The organism is Syntrophus buswellii, assembly GCF_046097065.1.
In the GTDB taxonomy this organism is placed as follows: Bacteria; Desulfobacterota; Syntrophia; order Syntrophales; family Syntrophaceae; genus Syntrophus; species Syntrophus buswellii.
Map to the genome: position 1 here is coordinate 2,172,963 of NZ_CP175563.1, position 22,151 is coordinate 2,195,113.

19 protein-coding genes are annotated in these 22,151 nt (G+C 57.0%); 8 read left to right on the forward strand and 11 right to left on the reverse strand.

What is annotated here, in order from left to right:
* Positions 1-150: 150 nt before the first annotated feature.
* The 3 genes from ACJ77P_RS09940 (at position 151) to ACJ77P_RS09950 (ending at position 4,900) form a co-directional block, all read left to right on the forward strand.
* A complete protein-coding gene (locus tag ACJ77P_RS09940; protein ID WP_408998131.1) occupies positions 151-1,119 on the forward strand; it encodes a peptidylprolyl isomerase in 969 nt (322 codons plus the stop codon).
* 37 nt (positions 1,120-1,156) lie between these two features.
* Positions 1,157-4,006 (forward strand): excinuclease ABC subunit UvrA, encoded by a 2,850-nt coding sequence (gene uvrA / locus ACJ77P_RS09945; protein WP_408998132.1) that lies wholly within the window; start codon positions 1,157-1,159, stop codon positions 4,004-4,006.
* A 168-nt stretch (positions 4,007-4,174) separates the two neighbouring features.
* Positions 4,175-4,900 (forward strand): Smr/MutS family protein, encoded by a 726-nt coding sequence (locus ACJ77P_RS09950; RefSeq protein WP_408998133.1) that lies wholly within the window; start codon positions 4,175-4,177, stop codon positions 4,898-4,900.
* 39 nt (positions 4,901-4,939) lie between these two features.
* On the opposite strand, the gene ACJ77P_RS09955 is transcribed toward ACJ77P_RS09950, so the two are convergent.
* Complete coding sequence (locus ACJ77P_RS09955; protein WP_408998134.1) at positions 4,940-5,623, reverse strand: phosphoribosylanthranilate isomerase; 684 nt, start codon at positions 5,621-5,623, stop codon at positions 4,940-4,942.
* 281 nt (positions 5,624-5,904) lie between these two features.
* Between ACJ77P_RS09955 and ACJ77P_RS09960 the strand changes: the two genes are divergently transcribed.
* The gene (locus tag ACJ77P_RS09960) at positions 5,905-7,101 is read left to right on the forward strand and encodes an OmpA family protein (RefSeq protein WP_408998135.1); all 1,197 of its coding nucleotides are present in this window, start codon (positions 5,905-5,907) and stop codon (positions 7,099-7,101) included.
* An 89-nt stretch (positions 7,102-7,190) separates the two neighbouring features.
* Here ACJ77P_RS09960 and ACJ77P_RS09965 read toward each other — a convergent pair whose 3' ends face one another.
* Together ACJ77P_RS09965 and ACJ77P_RS09970 are read right to left on the reverse strand one after the other, a co-directional pair.
* Complete coding sequence (locus ACJ77P_RS09965) at positions 7,191-8,471, reverse strand: DNA recombination protein RmuC (RefSeq protein ID WP_367360212.1); 1,281 nt, start codon at positions 8,469-8,471, stop codon at positions 7,191-7,193.
* Between the two features lie 33 nt (positions 8,472-8,504).
* A complete protein-coding gene (locus tag ACJ77P_RS09970; protein ID WP_367360213.1) occupies positions 8,505-9,338 on the reverse strand; it encodes an S-adenosyl-l-methionine hydroxide adenosyltransferase family protein in 834 nt (277 codons plus the stop codon).
* A 313-nt stretch (positions 9,339-9,651) separates the two neighbouring features.
* Here ACJ77P_RS09970 and ACJ77P_RS09975 point away from each other — a divergent pair, with 313 nt between their 5' ends.
* From ACJ77P_RS09975 to ACJ77P_RS09990, 4 genes are all read left to right on the forward strand, one after another.
* Entirely contained in the window at positions 9,652-10,959 is a 1,308-nt protein-coding gene (locus ACJ77P_RS09975) for a S41 family peptidase (protein ID WP_408998136.1), read from the forward strand.
* A 25-nt stretch (positions 10,960-10,984) separates the two neighbouring features.
* Positions 10,985-11,968 carry a divergent polysaccharide deacetylase family protein gene (locus ACJ77P_RS09980; RefSeq protein WP_367360215.1) on the forward strand — a complete coding sequence of 328 codons (984 nt, stop codon included), beginning with the start codon at positions 10,985-10,987 and terminating at the stop codon, positions 11,966-11,968.
* 79 nt (positions 11,969-12,047) lie between these two features.
* A complete protein-coding gene (locus tag ACJ77P_RS09985; RefSeq protein ID WP_408998137.1) occupies positions 12,048-13,751 on the forward strand; it encodes a tetratricopeptide repeat protein in 1,704 nt (567 codons plus the stop codon).
* Between the two features lie 44 nt (positions 13,752-13,795).
* The gene (locus tag ACJ77P_RS09990) at positions 13,796-14,659 is read left to right on the forward strand and encodes a hypothetical protein (RefSeq protein WP_408998138.1); all 864 of its coding nucleotides are present in this window, start codon (positions 13,796-13,798) and stop codon (positions 14,657-14,659) included.
* Positions 14,660-14,671: 12 nt separating this feature from the next.
* Here the strand turns inward: ACJ77P_RS09990 and ybgF are convergent, their stop codons facing one another.
* The 8 genes from ybgF to efp all read right to left on the reverse strand — a co-directional run bounded on the left by ybgF (position 14,672) and on the right by efp (position 22,083).
* Complete coding sequence (ybgF, locus tag ACJ77P_RS09995) at positions 14,672-15,505, reverse strand: tol-pal system protein YbgF (protein ID WP_367360218.1); 834 nt, start codon at positions 15,503-15,505, stop codon at positions 14,672-14,674.
* Positions 15,506-15,523: 18 nt separating this feature from the next.
* Positions 15,524-16,222, reverse strand: coding sequence for a peptidoglycan-associated lipoprotein Pal (gene pal, locus ACJ77P_RS10000; RefSeq protein ID WP_408998139.1), 699 nt, complete (start codon positions 16,220-16,222; stop codon positions 15,524-15,526).
* Between the two features lie 217 nt (positions 16,223-16,439).
* Positions 16,440-17,801 carry a Tol-Pal system beta propeller repeat protein TolB gene (gene tolB / locus ACJ77P_RS10005; protein ID WP_408998140.1) on the reverse strand — a complete coding sequence of 454 codons (1,362 nt, stop codon included), beginning with the start codon at positions 17,799-17,801 and terminating at the stop codon, positions 16,440-16,442.
* Positions 17,802-17,986: 185 nt separating this feature from the next.
* Complete coding sequence (tolA, locus tag ACJ77P_RS10010) at positions 17,987-19,078, reverse strand: cell envelope integrity protein TolA (RefSeq protein WP_408998141.1); 1,092 nt, start codon at positions 19,076-19,078, stop codon at positions 17,987-17,989.
* Complete coding sequence (locus ACJ77P_RS10015) at positions 19,075-19,500, reverse strand: biopolymer transporter ExbD (RefSeq protein WP_367360222.1); 426 nt, start codon at positions 19,498-19,500, stop codon at positions 19,075-19,077. The genes tolA and ACJ77P_RS10015 overlap by 4 nt, the downstream gene beginning before the upstream one ends.
* A 24-nt stretch (positions 19,501-19,524) precedes the next feature.
* Positions 19,525-20,277 (reverse strand): protein TolQ, encoded by a 753-nt coding sequence (gene tolQ, locus ACJ77P_RS10020; RefSeq protein WP_367360223.1) that lies wholly within the window; start codon positions 20,275-20,277, stop codon positions 19,525-19,527.
* Between the two features lie 234 nt (positions 20,278-20,511).
* Positions 20,512-21,510: an EF-P lysine aminoacylase EpmA gene (gene epmA / locus ACJ77P_RS10025; protein WP_367360224.1), complete on the reverse strand. Its 999-nt coding sequence runs from the start codon at positions 21,508-21,510 to the stop codon at positions 20,512-20,514.
* A 9-nt stretch (positions 21,511-21,519) separates the two neighbouring features.
* Positions 21,520-22,083, reverse strand: coding sequence for an elongation factor P (efp, locus tag ACJ77P_RS10030; RefSeq protein ID WP_367360225.1), 564 nt, complete (start codon positions 22,081-22,083; stop codon positions 21,520-21,522).
* Between the last annotated feature and the right edge of the window lie 68 nt (positions 22,084-22,151).

The window sequence follows — 22,151 nt, forward strand, 5'->3', positions numbered from 1 at the left end:
GGAGGAAACAGCTCCGGAACCCGAATTAAGAATTGAAGCGGGAAGCGCATTCTGCTAGAGTTCCCTTCATCTTGCATTTTTTGCCTTCCAGGCGACTGGAGGGGTTGAGACGGACAACACCAAAATACCATTTCATGAAGGAGGCATTCCTTGAAAAAGCTACGTATCCTTGCCCTGGTCCTGCTGGCCATCCCGACCTTCGCGTTATCAGGACGGGCGGAAGTGGTCGACCGCATTGTCGCCTTTGTCAATGACGAGGTCATCACCCTCGTGGAGCTGGATACCGCCTTTGAAACTTACAGGCAGAAGATCGAAGAGAGCTATAAGGGGCCCGACAAGGACCGGGTCATGGCGCAGACCAGGCGAAGCCTCCTGGACCGGATGATCGACACCCTGCTCATCGAGCAGGAAGCGAGGAAATCAGGCATTACCGTCACGGATGAAGAGGTTATGGCCTCGATCCGGGGGATGCTTGCCAGGAGGAAGATGAGCCAGGAGGCATTCCAGCAGGCCCTTGCCCTTGAGGGAAAAACCCTGGAAACCTACAAGAGGGAAGCCAAGGAAACCATGATGCGGACGCGCCTCGTCCGGCGGGAAGTCCGCGCCAAGGTTATGGTAACCGACGAGGAAATCGGCGAATACTATCGCCTGCACCGGGATTCCTATGAAGGGAGCGAAGCGGTGAGGCTCAAGCAGATCCTCCTGGTCTTCCCCAAAGACATGAATGACGCAGTCAGGGAAAAACTTCAGGCCCTGGCGACGGACATCGGAAAGCGCCTCAAGGGAGGCGAATCCTTCGACAGTCTTGCGGCGCAGTTTTCCCAGGGCCCGGCGGCCTCCTCCGGTGGAGACCTCGGGTTTGTGGAAAAGGGAACCATGCTGCCCGAAGTGGAAAAAGCCGCCTTCAGCCTGAGCACAAAGGAGATCAGCGACGTTATTGAATCTCCTGTAGGCTTTCACATCCTTCAGGTGACGGACCGCCGCGGCGAAGGCAACAAGCCGATTGAAACGGTTCGGGAAGAAATTAAATCCAGAATCGAGGATGAGAAGATCGACAAGAAACTGGATTCCTGGCTCACCGAATTAAGGGCCAAATCGCACATAGAAATAAAGCTGTAATCCGGAACCGGATGCACGCCTCAAGGCTTGTCTTTGCATGTCAGAGTTTATCCGCATCAAGGGTGCGTCACAGCACAACCTTAAAAACATCAGCCTCGACATCCCCCGCAACCAGCTGGTCGTCGTCACCGGGGTCAGCGGTTCCGGGAAATCCTCCCTGGCTTTCGATACGATCTATGCCGAGGGTCAGCGCAGATATGTGGAATCTCTTTCCACGTACGCCCGGCAGTTCATCGGCCAGATGGACAAGCCGGAGGTGGAGTCCATCGAGGGGTTGTCTCCGGCCATCGCCATCGAGCAGCGGTCCGCCAGCCACAATCCCCGTTCCACCGTGGGCACCGTTACGGAAATTTACGATTACCTCCGCCTTCTCTTCGCCCGGATCGGCATCCCCCACTGCACCGTCTGCGGACGGGAAATCCGCTCTCAGAAAATCGATTCCATGGTGGAAACGATCCTCAGCCTTCCGGAAAAAAGCCGCCTGATTGTCCTGGCCCCGATCGTCCGGGGGAAAAAGGGGGAGTTTCAGAAGGAATTCAAAAAACTGCAGCGGGAAGGCTATGTCCGGGTCCGGGTAGACGGAGAGACCCGTGAACTGGAGGAGGAGATCCGGCTGGACAAGAACCGCCGGCATGATATCGATGTGGTGGTCGACCGCCTGGTTCTTCGGGAAGGCATCCGGCAGCGCCTCCGCGATTCCCTGGAAACGGCCTCCGCCCTGACCGACGGCCTGGTCCACATCGACCTGGGCGCCGGGGAGGAAATCCTCTTCAGTGAGCATTACGCCTGCCCGGTCTGCGGGGTGAGCCTCCCCGAGCTGGCGCCCCGGCTCTTTTCCTTCAACAGCCCCTATGGCGCCTGCCCGGACTGCAGCGGCCTGGGAACGCGGATGTATTTTGACGAAGATCTGGTCGTCCCCGATCCGGCCCTGTCCCTGCGCGAAGGCGCCATCGCCCCCTGGGCGGGACGCAGCTCCATGAAGTATTTCTCGATGCTGGACGCCCTGTCTCAGCATTACGGCTTCGACCTCAACACTCCGTTCCGGGATCTGTCCGATAAGATTCGGAGTGTTCTCCTTTACGGTTCCGGGGAAGAGGAGATCCCATTCTTTATCGATCGCGGCGGTAGGCGCTTCTTTTACAACCGCTCCTTTGAAGGCGTGCTCACCCAACTGGACCGGCGCTACCACGAATCCCCCTACAGCACCGCAAGGATGGATCTGTCGCGATACATCAGCCTGCGGGAATGCCCGACCTGCCTGGGCACACGCCTCAGGAAGGAAAGCCTGGCCGTGAGGGTCAACGGCAGGAACATCCATGAGGTCTGCCTGCTTTCCATCCGGGAGTGTATGGATTTTTTCCTTTCCCTGTCCCTGAAGCCCCAGGAAGTGCTCATCTCCGAGCGGATCCTCAAGGAGATCAAGGATCGCCTGACCTTTCTGCTCGACGTGGGAATGGACTACCTGGATCTGGCCCGCTCCGCGGGAACCCTTTCCGGCGGCGAAGGGCAGCGCATCCGGCTGGCAACCCAGATCGGCTCGGGCCTGGTCGGGGTCCTCTACGTCCTGGATGAGCCCACCGTCGGACTCCATCAGCGGGACAACGAACGGTTGATCGCGACCCTGAAGCGCCTGCGGGACATGGGAAACACCGTTCTGGTGGTGGAGCACGACCAGGACATGATGCTGGCGTCGGACTCCATCATCGACATGGGACCGGGCGCCGGCGTCCACGGCGGGGAGGTGACCTTTCAGGGCACTCCCGGGGAAATCATGCAAAGCATACAGTCCCTGACCGGACAGTACCTCTCGGGACGCCTTTCCATTCCCCTTCCCCCAACCCGGCGGTCTCTTTCCTCGCGTTTCATCCACCTGGAAGGCGCCCACGAGCATAATCTGAAGGACCTCACAATCAAGATACCGGTCGGTGTCTTCACCGCCGTCACAGGCGTATCCGGGTCCGGAAAGAGCACAATGATCATTGAAACCCTCTACCGGGTCATGTTCAGGCGGCTGAACAACCGCAGGGGCGGCCTGGGAAAGGTCCGGCGCATCGTGGATCTTGGCGGCATCGAGCGGGTCATCCTGATCAACCAGCAGCCCATCGGCAGAACCCCCCGATCCAACCCGATCACCTATACCGGCGGATTTTCCTACATCCGGGACCTCTTCACCGGGCTGCCGGAGTCCAGGATGCGGGGCTACAAGCCGGGTCGCTTCAGCTTCAACGTCAAGGGCGGACGCTGCGAGGCCTGTGAAGGAAACGGGCTGATCAAGATTGAGATGCACTTCCTGCCGGATGTGTATGTCACCTGCGACACCTGCGGGGGCAGACGCTTCAATCCCGATACCCTGGACATCCGATACAAGGACAAAAACATCGCCGATGTCCTGGATATGACCGTCAATCAGGCCCTTGCCTTCTTCGAGAACATCCCTTCCATCCGCGGCCGCCTGCAGTCCCTCTACGATGTCGGCCTGGGATACATCCGCCTCGGGCAATCGGCCACCACCCTGTCCGGGGGCGAGGCCCAGCGGATCAAGCTTTCCCGGGAACTCGGCAAACGGGCCAACAGCAACACCCTTTACATACTCGACGAACCGACCATCGGGCTGCATTTCGCCGACATCCAGAAGCTGCTGGATGTCCTGATGCGCCTGGTGAACATGGGCAATACGGTGGTGGTCATCGAGCACAACCTGGATGTCATCAAATCCGCCGATTACATCATCGATCTCGGCCCCGAGGGAGGTCCGGGCGGGGGGCGGATTATGGCCGCCGGAAGCCCGGAAGAGGTGGCCGCCGTGGAGTCCTGCCCCACGGGCCGTTTTCTGCGCGCCGTTCTCGAAGCTGAAGACAACCGGACATCCGTGACCGGAAATCCGTGAATAGGCGGCTCATTTCAGGAACCAGGAATTCAGGAAGGCCCGAATTTGCCGAGCATATCGGGCAGGAAAAGGGTTTTTCAGCAGCCGGGAGAGGAAAACCCGTTGCCCTGAGCAGAGTTTTCCGGTAAACAACAGGCATCTTCTGAATACAAAACAGGAGGTGAACCCATGACTGCTCCACTCTTCCCGTTGACCTTCAACCCCTTTGAGAATATCGCTGTTTCGGTCTCAAAAAAAAGCGCCGCTCTTCCCCCGGCCGCCGGGGATTCGGCAGCGCCGAAAGCCGGGCGGGGCGATAGGTTCCTTGACGTCGAAGCGGAGCGTCGGCAGTTTCTGGACGCCATGAGAAGGGAGGGGGTTAAGCCCCTGGACGAAGGCAGAAGCGATGTGGGGGCGATCGGAAGATCACCGGCTGCAGCCCTCTGTCCGCCGGACAACGGAGCCTCTGAGGCTTTTATGAGCCTGCGTAAGCTCGTTGAGATGGGGGAGGGCTTCAACGTCTCGGAAACGCCGGAATACATGGAAGGAACGGGATGCTCTGTCCCTTCGTCCTACGCCTGGCGGCTTCATCGAGGCGATTTTTCCATCCAGGCCTTCATCGATCTTCATGGAATGAACGCACAGGAGGCCAAAACAGCCGTTGACGCCTTTCTCAAGGAGGCCCTGGCAAAGGGGAAGCGGGCCGTTCTGATCATCCATGGACGCGGCCTTTCCTCGCGTGCCGAGCCGGTGCTGAAAAACAGCGTCCGCGCCCGGCTGACCTCCAGGGCCTGGAAGAAATGGCTCATCGCCTTTTCCAGCGCCCAATCCTTCGATGGGGGCGCAGGAGCGACTTACGTCCTCCTCCGGGAGCGCCCGTTTTCCGGAAAATCCGCGAAACGGCGGGGCAATTAAGGAGCGGGCCGGGGAAAATTCCGCTTTGCAGCCTTGAGATCATCCCCGATCCCGGGCGGCGTCCAACTCCCGAAAGGCCGCCCTCGCCTCCTCCACGAAGGAGCGCACCCGCTTTTCGTCCTTGCGGCCGTCCGGCCTTTCCACCCCGGTGTGCGCATCCACTCCGGCCGGACGCACCTGGATAATCGCCTGCCGAACGTTTTCCGGCCCCAAGCCGCCTGCCAGAATCAGAGGTTTCGGAGAAAGTTCCGCCAGTTGGCGGCTGACATCCCAGTCATGGACCCGGCCCGTGGCTCCACAGGCTCCCGTTGCCGGATCCCAGCTGTCCGTTATGAAGGCGTCCACGAGCGGCGCATAATTCAAGACCTCTGCCCCCACCTTTCCCAGGTGGCTGTCCTTCACAATGACGCTTTTGATAACGGCCAGTTCCGGAGCGATCCGCCGCAGCCGCAAAACTTCCGCCGGAGAGATTTCTCCATGAAGCTGAACGATCCGAACGCCCAGTCGACGGCATAACCCGGCAACGTCCCGGGCCTCATCGAGGTAAGTGATCAGGACCGCCCCCACGGACGGACTCAACCGCGCAATAATCGCCGCCGCCTCGGCGTCGCTCAGATCCTCCCGGTGGACTGGAAGACGCAGGGGAAACCCGAGATGGGTCACGCCGGCGGCAGCCAGCAGGCGGGCTTCGGCCATATCCATCACGCCCGCAATCTGAATCATTTTTCCAAATGTTTTCATTTCATCAAGAAAAAGAACCCTTTCTCTCAATTTTTTTAAGATCGCAACCCTTTGGTTCTCCCTGATTTCTTTGAGCCTGTTCTGGAACCATATCTTGCCTTGGTGAGCTGAAGTGCATTAAAAATGAAGAAAAAACGCTTTAAGCATGTTCCAGGTGATGATTCCATTTGACACAATTCAACAATGTTATTATTATGCCGTAGTTTAAAAGCGTGTTACAAATTAAATTTTGTAGGTTAAACTAAGTCAGAAAGGAGAAAAAAATGCACAGAAAAACAATTTTCAAGATCCTTGCTCCCCTCGCGATGTTTGCCTTGATGACGGGATGCGCCACGCAGAAAGCGGCACCCCTCGTCACGGCGGTGGACCTCAACCCGAAGCTGACCTCAGGACAGCTCGTTCAGAAGGTCAATTCCTTTGAGGTCCTTGTCGATCAGTCCAGATCGATGAATGACAACTGCAAACTGACCACCAAACTGAAGCAGGAAAAAGCCCTTATAAATCTCTTTAATGACACGATCCCCAACCTGAAGCTCAATGCTGCAGCGCGTGCCTTCGGCCAGAAGAACGTGTTCGAGGATGCGACTTCATGGAATCTCTTCGGCCCCGCGGCGTACAACAAGGCCGCTCTGCCGGACGCCATTAAGCCCTTTACCTGGGGAAGAGGCCTCAGCCCGTTGGACAAGGCTCTTGATGGTGCAACCGCCGATCTGAAATCGGAGTCGGGCCAGCTGGCCGTCATCGCCTTCAGCGACGGCGAGGATATGGAAGCCTATGACCCGGTCGGAGCAGCAAAGAAAATGAAGAGTGCCTACGGCGATAGAGTCTGCATCTACACCGTTCTCCTTGGCGACAAAACGAAAACGATTGACATTGGTGACAAGAATGAAGGCATCAACATGATGCAGCAGGTAGCCGATGCCGGCAAGTGCGGATTCATGGTCACGGGAGAGAGCATCTCCACCCCGCAGGGCATGGCCGATTTTGTGGAGAAGGTCTTCCTGACAACCCCTCCGCCGAAAGCCCCAGCACCGGCCCCGGTTGTTGAAGAGCCCAAACCGGTTCCTGCTCCGGCAGCTCCGGAACCCCAGCCGGTTCCCGAACCCAAGGCAAAGGCTCCCGCAGGCATGACCCTCAAGATCCAGTTTGCCACGGGAAAATCCGACATTCAGCCCCAGTACAGAGCTGAAATCGAGAAGGTTGCAGCATTCCTGAAAGAGAATCCCGGATCAACCGTCGTCATCGAAGGCCACACGGACAATGCCGGGGCGAGAGCCGCCAACATCAATCTGTCCCAGAGCCGCGCCAACAGCGTCAAGGATTATCTTGTCAGCGAATTCGGCATCGATGCCTCCCGCATCAAGGCTGTGGGTTACGGCCCCGACAAACCGATCGCCAGCAACGCGACCAGCGAAGGCAGGCAGAAGAACCGGAGAGTCAGCGCGGTGTTTCAGCGGTAAGCCTTAATCCGGCGCTTCGTTGAACCCTGAAAAACCGAAGGCCCCTCAATGCGAAAGATCGACAGCATTGAGGGGCCTTCTTTTTCCGTTCAGGCGGGACCCTCTTCCCGGCTCTCTTCAACCCTCAGCAGGGCCTCCGCCTCTGTATCGGGAAGCTCCTGCACATCCTTGAGCTTTTTCCCGATCGCCCGCCTCCGGCTCTGAGCCTTGTCCAGTGTATCCGACGCTTCGGAGAGCTTCTTCTGGACCTTGCTCAGAACTTCGCCATATTTTGTCCATTCCGTTTTCACCGCGGCAAGCAGGGCCCACACCTCGCTGGAGCGCTTCTGGATGGCCAGGGTTCGAAAGCCCATCTGGAGGCTGTTCAGAAGAGACCAGAGCGTGGTGGGTCCGGCAATGACCACCTTGCATTCCCGCTGAACGTATTCCACCAGGCCGGTGCGGCGGACCACCTCGGCGAAGAGCCCTTCCGCAGGCAGAAACAGAACGGCGAAATCCGTCGTCTTCGGTGGATTGATGTACTTCTCACAGATGTCCCGGGCGCATTGCCGGATCCGGCTTTCCAGCTGTCTCGCGGCAGCCTCCGCGCTTTCCCCTCCGGCTTTCTCCCGGACTTCAAGGAGGCGCAGATAATCCTCCATGGGAAATTTTGCATCAATGGGAAGCCAGACCGCCTCATCACGCTCCATGTCCCGCCCGGGAAGCTTTACGGCAAACTCCACACGCTCTCCGCTTTCCTTCGTCGAAAGGTTCTCTGCATACATCTCGGGATGAAGAACCTGCTCCAGCATCGCCCCGAGCTGCACCTCGCCCCAGATGCCCCGCGTTTTGACGTTGGTCAGGACCCTTTTGAGATCCCCCACCCCGGCGGCAAGGGACTGCATTTCGCCCAGTCCCCGATATACCTGCTCCAGTCGTTCACTTACCTGCCGGAAGGACTCACCCAGGCGGGCCTCAAGCGTCCCCTGCAGCTTCTCTTCCACCGTCTCCCGCATCCGTTCGAGCTGCGTGGCGTTGTCGCTCTGAATGGCCTGAAGTTTATCCTCCACGGATACCCGCAGAGCCTCGAGCTTCTGTTCATTGATGCGGGTCAGGCTCAAGAGTTGCTGATGAAGGGTATCTCCGGCGCCCTTGAGGGTGCCGGCAAGCTCCTCCCTGAACTGCCGCAGGGCATTGGCCGATTCTTCCCGGTTCCTGGATATTTCTTCTCTGACGGTCCGCTCCGCCCGCTCAGCCGACCGCTCGACACCTTGAATCACATCGTCCCTGAAGGCCGGATCGACGCGGGGTTTACGGAAGACAAGAACCACCTGGAGAACGACCGCGATAGCCGCCAGGGCGACAAGAACCAGGATAACAGGGCTGTTCATGACCAATCTGCTCACATCCTTCCAAGAAATCCGTCACCGGACGTCATCGTACACAAGCCGCACCGGATCGCCCAGTTTCATGGCCAGCGAGATCCGGGCGCTCCCCCCGTTTTCCGCTATCTCCACAAATCCATGGCTCCCCACAAGGCCCAGCAAAGCACCCGGCGAAACACCCCCATAGGTTTTTCCGCCGGGAATTTCCTGCCCGGCGGCCTGGATTTTCCACTGTTTTCCCTCCACGAGGCGCCCGGGAATGTCCGTCACCAGGTTTCCGAACGTGTCGACATACTGGATGCACCCTGAAAAGCCATCCCCGTCCTCGCTCCAGCCGGCGGGATCCAGGCGCACCAGCGTGGCCGGGTCAACGGCCTCGCCCAGCCTGGCAAAGGGCACTCCGGAGGCCAGATAGGCTGCTGCGGGGGCAAAAATGTCCCGGCCGTGAAACGTGCAGCCTGGATTTTCCGTCAGCCAGAATTCCGCCCGGGTCAGGGCCACCGCCCTTTGGATGACCCCCTTCTGAAAGACTCCGGAAAAGATTCCATTGTCCGGCCCGACGAGCACCGAATCGTCCATCGCAACGGCAACGGCCCGCCGCTGTGTGCCCACCCCCGGATCGACAACGGCCAGGTGGATGGTCCCCTTCGGGAAGAAGGGATAAGCCATGGCCAGGCAGAAGCTCGCGGCCCGAACGTCCTGAGGGGGAATTTCATGCGTCAAATCGACAATCGCAACAGAGGGTGCAATGCCGATTATCACGCCTTTCAGAATTCCCGTATAAACATCCCGGAGCCCGAAATCCGTCAGAAGGGTTATGATGCGGCCGGCATGACCTTTTCCTGCCCGGCCCGAGTTCTCTTGTATCAGCATCCCTGTTCTTTATTACACACCAATGCGACAGGCAACAGAATAATCCACCTTTCTTCATTTCATGGCAGGCGGCGAAAAAGACGCCCTGCCCGGCCGCACGGCAACGCTTCTGAAATGAAAAAGTAATGGAAATTTCATAAAAAAAAATGTTATTTTGACGCAACAAAATTCAATGATTGTTTTTTTATTTCAACGAAGTCCTGTAATCACCAGGACGTTTTTTTTAACAAGTTTGACCTTTTGCTTCAAGGCCCGCCCAAGATCACCGGTTGGCGGGCCGCGGAAACCAGAAACTTCAACCATGGAGGTTTGAATGAACAGCATTTTGAACAGGAGGATCCTGAAGGCAGGATGCCTCTTCACGCTCTTGATCTTTCTATCTCCCATCGGGAACGGTCAGGCCTTTGCCCTGGACCGCAGCGCCTACAAACAGCTCAAAGTATTCAGTGAAGTACTTGATATCATAGATAAAAGTTATGTTGAATCCGTCGATTCCAAAAAACTTCTTCAAGGCGCCATCAACGGGATGATGAAGTCGCTGGATCCTCACAGCACCTTTATGACCGAGGAAATGTTCAAGGAGCTCGAAGTGGAAACAAAGGGCTCTTTTGGCGGAATCGGCATCGAGATTACAATTCTCAATGACGTTCTGACCGTGGTGTCCCCCATTGAAGACACCCCGGCCTTTCTGGCAGGCGTCAAGGCGGGGGACCAGATCATCAAGATCGACGGTCAGTCCACGAAGGACATCACCATCATGGAAGCGGTCACCAAGCTGCGCGGCCCCAGGGATACAAAGGTGACCATAACCATCATGCGGGAAGGGCTCCCCAAACCGAAGGACATCACCATCGCGCGGGCCATCATTCAGGTGAAGAGCATCAAATCCAGGAGGATCGATGATCAGTTCGGCTATGTGCGTATTTCCGCCTTCCAGGAGAGAACCGCCGAAGATTTAAAAAAGGCGATCTCTGAACTGCAGGGAAAGTCGCCCCTCCCATTGAAGGGGCTTGTTCTGGACATGCGGAATAATCCAGGCGGGCTGCTCGCGCAGTCGATCGAGGTTTCAGATGTGTTTTTGAAGTCCGGGACGATTGTCTCTACAAGGGGACGCATCAAGAGCGTGGAAAGCAAGTCTGTGGCGCGGGATGACGGAAATGAGCTGACCTGCCCCATCGTTATTCTGGTCAACGAGGGAACGGCCAGCGCCGCCGAGATCGTGTCCGGGGCGCTGCAGGACAACGGGCGTGCGCTCGTCCTCGGAACTCAGACCTTCGGCAAGGGGTCCGTCCAGACCGTCATCCCCCTGGAGGAGGGCGCGGCACTGAAGTTGACAACAGCCAAATACTACACCCCCGGAGGGCGCTCCATCCAGGCCGAGGGGATCACTCCGGATGTCACGGTCAAATATATCAAACCAGCCGATGAAAATGGTACAGAAAGTGAAGGCATGCGGGAAAGGGATCTCAAGGGTCACATCAAGGCCCCCGGAGAGGAAGACAAGAAACCGGCCGAGCTGAAAAAACGGGCTTTTGATGATCAGTCACAGGACAATCAGCTCAAGGCGGCTGTCGACATCTTGAAAAGTTGGGGCATTTTTCAGGGCGCCGGGAAGATGTGACGAGAGCTGAAGTCAGGTAAGACCTTTGAATAAGAAAGCCACCGGACGATCCCAGCGGAAAGGCAGAAAGGGAGCGGACCCTTTTAAAACAATCAAGCGAATTGTCATTCTGCTGCTTCTTGTTGTTGCCGCCGCGGTTTTTTATGAACTCTTTTCCGATCGCCCAGGCGAGGAAAAACTTCCCCCGGCGGTCAGCAGGCCCGTTCCCGGAAAACACGCCCCCATGAAACAGGAGGGGTCCGGTAAAGCGCCTCCCGTCGTTCAGGAACCTCGCGAAAAGGGGACACCGGCCCCTTCCCCGGAGCCGGAAAAAAGAAAGCCGGCTTCGCAGGAGCGCCTGTCCGGTCTGCAGGTGGCCATTCTCATTGATGATATCGGCTTCGATCTGTCTTCGGTAAAAAACCTCTTGAAGATTGAAGCACCCATCAGTTTCGCCATTCTGCCTCATCGGCCTCACTCTGTTGCCGCGGCGGAAATGATCCACAAAGCGGGCAGGGACATTCTCCTCCACCTGCCCATGGAGCCCCATGCATACCCCAAGGAAAAGCCGGGGCCGGGGGCGCTGTTCACGGCGATGAACCACGACGAACTCAAAAAGGTTCTCACCAGGAACCTGGACTCCGTGCCACATATATCCGGCGTGAACAACCACATGGGATCCCTGTTCACCGAGGATGAGGAGAAGATGGTTGTGGTCATGAAGGAACTGAAAGGCAGGGGGCTCTTTTTTATCGACAGCCGCACGACAGCGGAATCCAAAGCGGCTCCGGCCTCTCGAGAAGTCGGGGTTCCCTTTGCCGCCAGGCAGATTTTCATTGACAACGGGCAGGATTACCGCGCCACCCGCAGAATCCTGCTGGACGTGCTGTCTTCTTCAAAGGGCAGCCATCGCGGCCTGGTTCTCATCGGCCACCCCTATGCGGGCACCATCGCGGCCCTGGAGAAGGTTGTTCCGGAATGGAAATCCCGGGGGGTTCTCATTGTTCCCGTGTCACACATGGTTCAGTGAAAAAACCAGGCAACGGGCAGACAACGCTGAGACACATGAAACTTCCCTCAAGAATCGAGATGTTATCTCCAAAGGACGTATGCACAACACGCTGATAGTCAAGATACTTCTTACCTTCTCGGTCTTTCTCGCCCTGGGGGGATGCGCCCTAGTCCCACCGGAATCCGGAAGGGCTCTTCCCGACAGGGCTTCATCCGCCTCAGCCTCCAGCGCGGGATACCATTACATACTGGGAGTCCTTGCCGCGATGGACGGCCGGCTGGACGACGCCATCGGAGAATTGGAGACTGCCTTCCAGGAGGATCCTCTTTCCCCCTACCTGATGAAGGAACTGGCCTCGCTTTATGTCGAGAAGGGGGAGATCACCAAAGCCATCGACCTGTGCAAACAAGCCCTTGTCTACGACCCCGGGGACACGGAGGTTTACCTCATTCTGGGAAACCTCTATATCACGATGAAGGACTATAAAAAGGCTTTACGCACCTACAAGAAGGTGATTGAACTCGACCCGGACAACATCCCTGCCTATCTCTACATGGGAACGCTCTATGCTGAAAGCGGTCGTTACGACGATTCCGTCAAGGTCTTCGCCCTCCTCCTGGAAAAAGATCCCGGAAATGTTCTCGGGACCTACTACATGGCCAAAGTACTGGCAGAGTTGAAGCGATATGAAGAAGCGGAACGTTATTTCCTGGAGACCCTTTCCCTGAAGCCCTCCCTGGAAGCGGCGCTGATCGATCTGGCTCAATTCTATGAGCGGCAGAAGAAATTCAAGCAGGCCGTCACGGCATATCAGGACTTCATTCAGCGCCATCCGTCACGGGTCAACATTCGAATCCGCCTGGGGGAATTTTACCTGCGACAGGGCAATTACGAGGCAGCGGAACAGACATTCCGCGAGATCCTGAGCATCGACGACTCCAATAAGGACATCCATTTCACCCTCGGATTGATCTATTATGAACGGCGTAATCACCAGGCCGCTATCGAAGAATTTAAAAAGGGATTAATCCTGGCGCCCTCTGATCCGAAAATCCTGTACTTCCTGGCCTCAGCCTATGAAGAAATTCATGAGAGCAAAAAGGCGATGGAGATCTATGAAAAGATCCCCCCGGATTCGGATCTGTATGCCAATACCCGCATCCGGATGGCCATACTGCTCAAGGAAGAAGGGCAGACCGATCTGGCCATCGGCATCGTCCGGGAAGCTCTCTCGAAGGGGAAAAAAGCGCCCAATCTTTACACCTACCTGGCAGCACTTTATTCGGAAAAGCAGCTCTACCCGGAGGCGGAAAGCCTTCTCCAGGAAGGCCTGAAAGAGTTCCCTCAAAACTCGGAGCTCTATTACGGACTGGGTGAACTCTACAGTAAGATGGATCGCTTCGAGGAAAGCATCCGCACCATGAGACATGTTCTGGAACTCAACCCGGATCATGCGGAGGCCCTCAATTTCATCGGCTACAGTTATGCCGAAAAGGGCATCCATCTTCATGAGGCTGAAAGCCTGATCCGCAAGGCGCTGGCGTTAAAGCCGGACAATGGCTATATCCTGGACAGCATGGGATGGGTCTATTTTAAAATGAACCGGATCGAACAGGCGATCCGGTACCTCAAACAGGCCAGCCTGCTGATTCCCGACGATCCGACCATTGCAGAGCATCTCGGCGATGCCTACAGAAAGCTCGGACAGATGAAAGAGGCTCGGGAATCTTACGAGCGGGCGCTGAAGCTTTCTCCCGAAAATTCTTCCCTGAGAAAAAAGATCGAACAGCTGGGCCATTGAGGATCCGACCGGGATATTCAAAGAGGAAAGAAGCGGCTGCGCCCATGAATCCCATCAAAAACAAGAAAAAGAGCGGATCCGGAAAACCGATGGGCCGTTGCCGTATGCTCCTTCTCGCCCTGCCGGCCATACTGATCCTTGCCGGCTGCGCCGCAATGACGGAGACGGCGCCGGAGCCAGTGGCCATGAGCTCCGTACCTCCGCCAATGCTCTGGCAGCAGCTTGCGGCGGCGGAAGAAAAGCCCCCGGCCTTGAAGGCCCTGGCCAGAATCGACATTGCCACCCCCTCCAGGCGCTACCCGTTAAAAGCCGCTATTCTGCTGCAGTATCCCGACCGCCTCCGCCTCGAATCGATTCCTCTCTTCGGCCCCCCCGATTTTTATCTCACCTTTGAAAAGGACACGATGAAAGTCCTTCTGCCCCAGGAGGGAAAATATTACATCGGCGCGCCATCCCCCGCTCAATTGGCCGCTTTTCTGCCCTTTTTCTCGTACCGTTTCCAGCTTTCCGACATGCTTGCCCTCCTCCGGGGAACTGTCCCCAGGTTCCAGGGACCGGATGTCACCCTGAAAGGATTTTTGGAAGGGAAATACGACCGCCTGGAAGTCTACCGGGGGGGGAATAAGATTCAGGCTTTCTGGCTGGAGCAGGGATCAGGAGCCCTTCACCAGGCGGCTCTCTGGGGGCGGGATGGGGAGCTGCGCTACAGGGCACGCTTTGAAGACCGCGGGAGCATCAAGGAGACGGGCGATTTTCCGGCAAAGATATCCGTTGTCATCGGGGATTCGAATCCCGTGACCCTCACCCTTCGCTATACGGACCTCCAGATCCTCGATGGCATCGAGGCGGCTTTATTTGCTCTCGAAATCCCGGACGGCATGGAACCTGTCAGATACAATGAGGAGTAGTAATTCGCTTCTTTATTTGATTTCCAGCAGCTTGGCGCGGGCTGTCCTGGCCTGGCTCGTGTTCGGATAATTCTTGATGACCTGCTGAAAAATCAGCCTGGCGCTGGCCTTGTCGCCCAGCATCATAAAGCACAGCCCCTGCTTGAACAGTGCGTTGGCCGCCTTGTTTCCATTGGGATAGCCTTTGACCACCTTGTCGTACTCCAGAATGGCTTTTTCATATTTCTTTTCGAAATAGTAGCTTTCGCCAATCCAGAACTGGGCGTTATCGGAATAGCTGGATTTGGGATAGGATTTCAGATAATTCTGGAATTCCGTCCTTGCCTTTTCGTATTTTCCCTCTTTGAAGGACAGGTAGGCGGCTGCATACTGGTCCTCCCTGGCGGTCTTGGGTTTCACCGGTTCCTTGGCCTTGGTCCCGTTCATACCGGAGGCCGGGCTGTTTTTGTTCCCAATGGCAAGGAAGGTTTCCAGAAAATTGACCTTCTGGGCCAATTGATCCACCTTTTCCTTCAGTTCATCATGGCCGCTCCGTCCAGATACCCCTCCGACCTCTTTTCTGAGCACCTCGATCTGGCCCCGCAACTTCTGCACCTGGTCGCGAAGCTCGGTCAGGTCGGCGCCTTCATTGGCCTGAGTTGTTCGCAAAGTCTCCAGGACGGTTTTACTGGCGTCGACCTCTTTCTTCAAGGCCGAAAGGCTTTCATTGGTCGCCGTCATTCTCTCGTTGACGACGCCGATCTTCGAATTCAGCTCAGCCGAAGTCCGGTCCAGGTCTTTGGTTGTGGCACAGCCCGAAACAAGAGCCAGGCCGGCAACTAGGGCAAGGAGTTTCAAGATTTTCAAAAGACTTACCTCCGCATCTTACTTTTTCGGATTGACGACGAAATGCACTCTTCTGTTTTTTGCCCAGGCGGCTTCCGTTCCTGAAGCATCCAGGGGCATCTCTTCCCCGTAGCTGATCGTCTTCATCCTGGCCGTGTCGATTCCCAGTGCAGCAAGAAATTTCAGAGTTTCCGCGGCGCGCCGCTCGCCCAAAGCCAGGTTGTATTCCGTCGTCCCGCGATCATCGCAGTGGCCTTCTATCGTCAGATCGTACCCGGGATGAGCCGAAAGCCACGCCGCATGTTTCCGCAGCAGTCCACGCGCTTCGGAGTTCAAGCTGAATTGATCGAATTCAAAATGGATATCCGCAAGGGGACCTTCACCCCTTGCCTGGGCCGCTCCTTCCGCTTCGGCTGCCGCCCGTTGTTTCTCAAGACGCTCTCGTTCGGCCTTCTCTCTCTCCAAGCGCTCTTTCTCTGCCCGCTCCTTTGCCTGACGCTCCCTTTCCGCCTGCTCCCTGAGCGTCTGCTCCTTCAGAGCCCTCGCCTTATTCATGGCGGCCAATTCTTCAGGAGTGGGCGCCGCCATCCCCGTCGCGCCCTCAATCTGTCCGCCCGCCGGTTGTGCCCCCCCCGTCCCCTCCCCGAGAGTCGGTTTCTTTGCGCATCCCGCCGTAAAAACAAGGGTTAAAAAAAGCACGCAGATCAATATCCCCAGCACCCACCATGTCTTCATCATCGATCCTTCTCCTTTCTCTACCCCTTAAAAACATCCGAAGCGGGAAATATCCTCACCTTCAGAAACCAGGAAAAGGGCTTGCTTATGCGGTATCCGCCGTCCCGTTTCCCAAGAAAAAAAACAACGCTGAAATTTTAAATCACACTCTGTAAAAAAAGGTCAATCCTTAATTGTAAAATTTTTTATTTCTCAATAAATCAGGGAAATTGAAACTTTTTTACTTTAACCGGGGGGACCAGGCCGGACTCAGGATGCGGTCGGCGCTTTCGTAAATGGTCCGCGTGTCCAGGGTGTTCACATTGAGGATGTTGATCCTGCTGCGGCCGCCGCTGCGGATCGTAAATACGAGAAAACGGCCGTCGGGAGACCAGGAAGGCGATTCATGATCGCCCGCTCCGGAGGTCAACTGCCGGACATTGCCGCCATCCTCATCCACGGAAAAAATGTGATAGCCGCTTCCCGATCGCCCCTCGTAGGCGATTTTATCCCCCTTGGGGGACCAGGCCGGAGACGTATTGTAACTGCCCGAATAGGTGAGCCGGCGGGCGTCTCCACCATCGGCATTCATCACGTAAATCTGCGGCGACCCGGAAAGGCTCGAGACGAAGGCGATCTTCCGTCCATCAGGCGACCAGACGGGAGACACGTCAATTCCGAAATTGCTTGTCAGACGCTGCAACTGCCCGCTGCCAATTTCCATTGCATAGATTTCCTCGTTTCCATCCTTGCTCAGGGTCAGCAGCAGACGCCGGCCATCGGGAGACCACGCACCGGGAAGGTTAAGCCCCTTGAAACCGACGATCTTTTTCAGACCGAAACCGGAAGGGGATATCACAAAGACATCGGGCTGCCCGTCGCGATACGAGGCAAAGCACAGATAACGGCCATCGGGAGACCAGCGGGGAGAAAGAATCAGAGCGGGAGAATTCATCACTCTGGTCAGTTCCTGAGCGCCGAGGACTGCCCCGAATCCCGCCGTGTAGAGGGTTGAAGATTGACCCTGGCGGGCGACAAAGGCAACCCGCGTATCAAAGAAACCTTCCGCTCCAGTCAGCAACCGGAGTACTTCCCGGGTGAAAGAAAGAACCATCTCCCCGCGGTCTTCAAATCCGCCCGAATACTGTTTCCCGAGAACCTGACGCCCCTGCACGACATCGAAGAGCCGGAATTCCGCGGAGAGCTTCCCTCCGTGATGGGCGAATCCCCCCGATATCAGGTACTCCGCGCCCAGATTGCTCCAGCCCGCAAAGTCGACTCCACCCTCCTTCGAAGCGGGCGGATTCGCCTTGAGGGAACTGCCGTGCGCATCCAAAAGTGTAAAATACCCGGTCAGGTCAAGGGACTTGTTCAGGGCCCCGGGAAACCATGAAGAGAGCTCCTCATGACCCGAATTGCCTTGCATGGGGGCAAAGTCGGCAACGGCAACGGGTATTTTCTGAAATGCCGGCGAATCGATATCAATATAGACCCTTGCCCCGGCGTCCCGCAGCACCGGCGCTCCCCCCCACAGCGCAAGGGTGCAGCATACAAGTAGAATCGCCGCCCATGGTCTTCTTTTCCGTTTATTTTCCTTCTCCATGCCAGAACCTCCCGTGTACCGGCTCTCCGGCACCTTGATCCAATTCGAGGAGATCAAAGCCCCGGACATCGGACCCGCCCTGCTCCTCTACAGACTTCCCGCACCCCTTATTCACGCCTCCGCCACGGCCCCGATTCCGGGCCGGCAGCGAAAAAGTTCGGTTCCGGCTGACCCGGGTGCTCTTCTTATCTGAGCTCCGATGAGTGAAAGCGGATGCCGATTTCTACGTGATCTTCACTTCCGCCTGCCGGCAGGGGCGGGAAGGGGCTGGCTTTACGCACCGCCCTGAGGGCCGACTCGTCAAAATAGGCATTTCCTGAACGCTTTTCGAAGTTGATCCCCTCAACCGATCCGTTGCGAAGGACCCGGACGTGGATGACGGCGACAATATTCTGTTTGGGCAGCAGCCCTGGAGACATGGTCCAGTGCTTCTTGATTCTTGCCCAGACAGCGCGGTAGTAGGCATACATGCGGGCATTAACTTCCGCAGCGCTCCCCGCTCCGGAGAGGCTGTTTTCCGTTAAAATTCCCGAGGCGCCGTTGCCGGACGCGGCACCGGCCAGAGTCCCCGCAGCGGAGGAGGCACCTGCAACCTGCTGTTTCCGCTCGGCAAAATCCACCCGTTTGCGGATCTCATCCATGGCCTTTCCCAGGGATGCCTCTGCCCCCCCCTTATAAGCCGGCTTCGCCCCCCGTTCCGAATCCGTCCGCCTGAGAATTTCCTCAATGGCGTCCCCCCTTGCCGGCCTGGTGGCCTTGCTCTGTGCCGGCGTTGGCGCCTTCGGGCTGGACTCCGCCCTCTTGAGAATCTTCTCAATGGCGTCCCCCCTTGCCGGCTCGGCCCCCCGGCTTTTTTCCGCCTTGGCCGCCGGCTTCGACGGAATCACCGGGGCGGACGGCTCCCGCTTGACGCTCTTCTCAACAGCTTTTTCCATGGGCCTGGCCGGGGATTTTTCCGCTTCGGCCCTCTTTATCGGCCTGGAAAAAGGCAACTCCGCCCTGCCGGCTTCCGTTCTGGGCTCCGCAGCTGGAATGTCCGCGGGCTTCGGCACAGGCTTTTCCGAGCCGCCGCCGTGACGCCCCCTTGCGCCACCATCCACGGGATTGACCAGATCTACCGTATAGTTCGGGCTCATGATTTTTTTCGGCGGTGACGATGTCGAAAGCACAGAAGAAAGGAAAAGGGCTATAACATGCAGCAGGAGGGAGAAAACAATCATGCGCCGCAGGAAACCCCGGTTTCCCGGGGACTCCTCGAATGCGCTGTTGAAGGTCATTTGATGTCCTCTGGCGGTTCGGTGATCATGCCCAGTTTATCGATGCCCGCCTTTCGAATTTCCGCCATCACTTCCACAACGAAACCATAGGGAACGGCCCTGTCCGCCCGCAGGTAAAGCTCCCTCTCGCTCCGGTTGGCAAAGGCTCCTTCCAGGCGTGTGCCCAGTTCGGCCAGGGGGATCTGTGCCTTGTTCACGAAAATACCCCTGGCCTTGTCGATCGTCAGGACGACTTTTTCCTCTGTGACATGCACATTTTGAGACTTCGCCCTGGGAAGGTTCACGTCGATGCCCGTCTGAAGCATCGGAGCCGTCACCATAAAGATAATCAACAGAACCAGGACGACGTCCACCAGGGGGGTGACATTGATTTCAGCCATGGGCCGCTCTTCGGTCCGCTGCCTCTTTCGCGTATAGCGCATAACCGGCTTCACACCCTTCCGTCTTTACGCCTTGACATAGTAGCGTTCAATGATGTTCATCAACTCCGATGCGAAGGAATCCATTTCCAGGGACATGTTCTTGATGCGGTTCAGGTAGTAATTATAGAAGATAACGGCCGGGATTGCTGCGGCGAGACCCGCCGCCGTCGCAATGAGGGCCTCGGAAATACCCGGCGCCACGACGGCAAGAGTGGCCGAACCCCGGAATCCGATGCTGCGAAAGGTGTCCATGATTCCCCAGACGGTCCCGAACAGGCCGATAAAGGGGCTGGCGCTGCCGGTCGTTGCCAGAAAGCCCAGCGCAGCTTCCAGCTTGGTGGATTCGGCGCTGCAGGCCCGGTTCAAGGCTCGTTCGACATTGTCGAGGCCCTTCAGATCCGGACCGGAAACGAACGGGTCCTCCTGCCCCCGGGATGACGACGTTGTCCGCGCCGCCTTGGCCATGCTGATCAGCTCCGCATATCCGGCGCGAAAGACAGCGGCAAGGGTTGATGAGGTGTATCTTTTTGCCTCCGGGAAGACATCCGCCAGGTTGCTGCTCTTCATATAGGCTTGCAGAAAAAGGCTGTTCTCGGAATTGGCCTTGCGGAGACTTCGGTATTTTGTTGCAATGACGGCCCAGGAGACGACGGAAAATACGAGCAGGATGAGCAGCACGAGCTGAACGAGGATCCCTGCGTCCATAATCATGCTCAGTACGCTGCCATGGAATTGCCCTCCCAAATTCGCGGTGTTGACCGATGCCAGTTCGTTCACATTTCACTCCCTGATCACTTCTGGATTAACCTGCAGGTTTTCTTCTAATGAAAAAAAGAGCCCTTGTCAATAAACCTCTTCCCCAAGATCCGCTATCGTCCGGATTCCGATTAAAGATGGAAAACAGGGCAAAAAGGCCGGGAGGTTCCGAACAGCGCAGGCTGAAGGCCGAAAAGGCCGTTGAAAAGGCTCCCACCCAGGCATGGAATCCGGGATTCGATTCCTTATCCGCCTTTACAGTGTTTCCGGGGGAAAAGCGACGACGTCATCCACAGAGGCCTGGTTCGTCAGTAACATCACCAGACGATCCACGCCCAGGGCGATACCCGCCGAAGGGGGCATTGCAGAGAGGGCCTCGATAAAGCGTCCGGGCCAGGGATAGGGCCTCTTGCCGGAAGCGATCTGTTGCTGCTGTGCTTCTTCGAATCGCAGGGCCTGTTCACGGGGATCGATGAGTTCGGAAAAGGCATTGGCGAGTTCGATTCCCCCAAGGTACAACTCAAACCGTTCGGCGAGGCGGGGATCGGCCTCCTTGGTCCGGGCCAGGGAGGCCAGCTCAGCAGGGTAGTCGTACAGGAAGGTGGGGCGCTCCGTCCCCAGGTTCGGTTCGATGCGGCTCACAAGGACCTCGTCGAAACAGTCCTCCGCCAGGGCCTCCCGAACGGACAATCCCCCATACATCCGGAAGGCGTCCTCAACGGAAAGCCTCTCCCAGGGAGGAGAGAGGCGTATGGAGCGGCCCTGGTAGGCAAATTCCTCTTTCCCGTAGAGCGTTCCGCTCAGGAAACGAAGCAGCGCTTCGCACTCGTCCATGAGAAAGAGGTAATCCCTCTCCACCGCATACCACTCGAGCATCGTGAATTCCGGCAGATGGCGGCTTCCCCGCTCCGCCTCCCGGAAGCAGCGGCAGACCTGGAAAAGCCTTGGATATCCGGCGGCAAGAAGGCGCTTCATGCAGAGTTCCGGTGAGGTCTGCAGGTACCGGTCGCCGCAGGCGACGGCATCGATATGTGGTTCGGGTGCCGGCGCCGGGATCAGGACAGGCGTTTCCACCTCCAGATAGTGGCGCTCCCGGAAAAACAGGCGGATGAAATGGAGGAGTTCCCCCCGGATCCTCAAGATGTCCCGCTTCCCGGCCAGCTTCCAGGTTTCGGAAGGGTGCGGGTCCATCCCGCAATCTGAAAAATTTTTTTTAAAGCGCCCCACGGTGCCCGTGCCGGGATGTTCAGTCATTTCCGGCCATCATCCCTTGACCCGGGTCAGGTATTCGCCTGTGCGGGTGTCCACGCGGATCTTCTCGCCTTCCTCAACGAAGGGCGGAACCTGGATCTGATAACCTGTCTGAAGGATCACCGGTTTGCTGTTGCCGGAAACGGAATCCCCCTTCGCCCAGGGATCGGCACGGGTGACGGTCAGGTCGACGAAATTGGGCAGGCTGATTCCCAGGGGTTTGTCTTCGAACAGGAGGATCTCCACTTCAAGATTGTCGATCAGAAAATGGGCGGCGTCGCCCACCTGATCGGCGGAAAGGGCGATCTGCTCGTAGGAGGCGTTGTCCATGAAATGATACTGCCCCCCCTCCTCGTAAAGGTACTGCATTTTCTTCTCCTGGAGATCCGCCGGCTCGAAGACGTCCACCGAACGGAAGGTCCGCTCAAACTGATTTCCCGTGATCATGTTTTTCAGTTTGCAGCGGTAAAGGGCCTGCCCTTTGCCGGGCTTGACAAAATTGAATTCCGTAACGATGTATGGATCTCCTTCAAGCTTGATCCTTAAATTTTTTCTCAAATCACTGGCGCTGTACATCGGATGACACTCCTTTTTATTTTTTCGGCTTTTAAAGACTCCCCTCCGTCCCGGAGAGCCGGTCCTCT

What these genes read in the sequence shown, in the direction of transcription:
- uvrA (WP_408998132.1), top strand. Translation starts at nt 1,157, where the DNA reads ATGTCAGAGTTTATCCGCATCAAGGGTGCGTCACAGCACAACCTTAAA.
- ACJ77P_RS09950 (WP_408998133.1), top strand. Translation starts at nt 4,175, where the DNA reads ATGACTGCTCCACTCTTCCCGTTGACCTTCAACCCCTTTGAGAATATC.
- ACJ77P_RS09955 (WP_408998134.1), bottom strand. Translation starts at nt 5,623, where the DNA reads ATGATTCAGATTGCGGGCGTGATGGATATGGCCGAAGCCCGCCTGCTG.
- ACJ77P_RS09960 (WP_408998135.1), top strand. Translation starts at nt 5,905, where the DNA reads ATGCACAGAAAAACAATTTTCAAGATCCTTGCTCCCCTCGCGATGTTT.
- ACJ77P_RS09965 (WP_367360212.1), bottom strand. Translation starts at nt 8,471, where the DNA reads ATGAACAGCCCTGTTATCCTGGTTCTTGTCGCCCTGGCGGCTATCGCG.
- ACJ77P_RS09970 (WP_367360213.1), bottom strand. Translation starts at nt 9,338, where the DNA reads ATGCTGATACAAGAGAACTCGGGCCGGGCAGGAAAAGGTCATGCCGGC.
- ACJ77P_RS09975 (WP_408998136.1), top strand. Translation starts at nt 9,652, where the DNA reads ATGAACAGCATTTTGAACAGGAGGATCCTGAAGGCAGGATGCCTCTTC.
- ACJ77P_RS09985 (WP_408998137.1), top strand. Translation starts at nt 12,048, where the DNA reads ATGCACAACACGCTGATAGTCAAGATACTTCTTACCTTCTCGGTCTTT.
- ACJ77P_RS09990 (WP_408998138.1), top strand. Translation starts at nt 13,796, where the DNA reads ATGAATCCCATCAAAAACAAGAAAAAGAGCGGATCCGGAAAACCGATG.
- pal (WP_408998139.1), bottom strand. Translation starts at nt 16,222, where the DNA reads ATGATGAAGACATGGTGGGTGCTGGGGATATTGATCTGCGTGCTTTTT.
- tolB (WP_408998140.1), bottom strand. Translation starts at nt 17,801, where the DNA reads ATGGAGAAGGAAAATAAACGGAAAAGAAGACCATGGGCGGCGATTCTA.
- tolA (WP_408998141.1), bottom strand. Translation starts at nt 19,078, where the DNA reads ATGACCTTCAACAGCGCATTCGAGGAGTCCCCGGGAAACCGGGGTTTC.
- ACJ77P_RS10015 (WP_367360222.1), bottom strand. Translation starts at nt 19,500, where the DNA reads ATGCGCTATACGCGAAAGAGGCAGCGGACCGAAGAGCGGCCCATGGCT.
- epmA (WP_367360224.1), bottom strand. Translation starts at nt 21,510, where the DNA reads ATGACTGAACATCCCGGCACGGGCACCGTGGGGCGCTTTAAAAAAAAT.
- efp (WP_367360225.1), bottom strand. Translation starts at nt 22,083, where the DNA reads ATGTACAGCGCCAGTGATTTGAGAAAAAATTTAAGGATCAAGCTTGAA.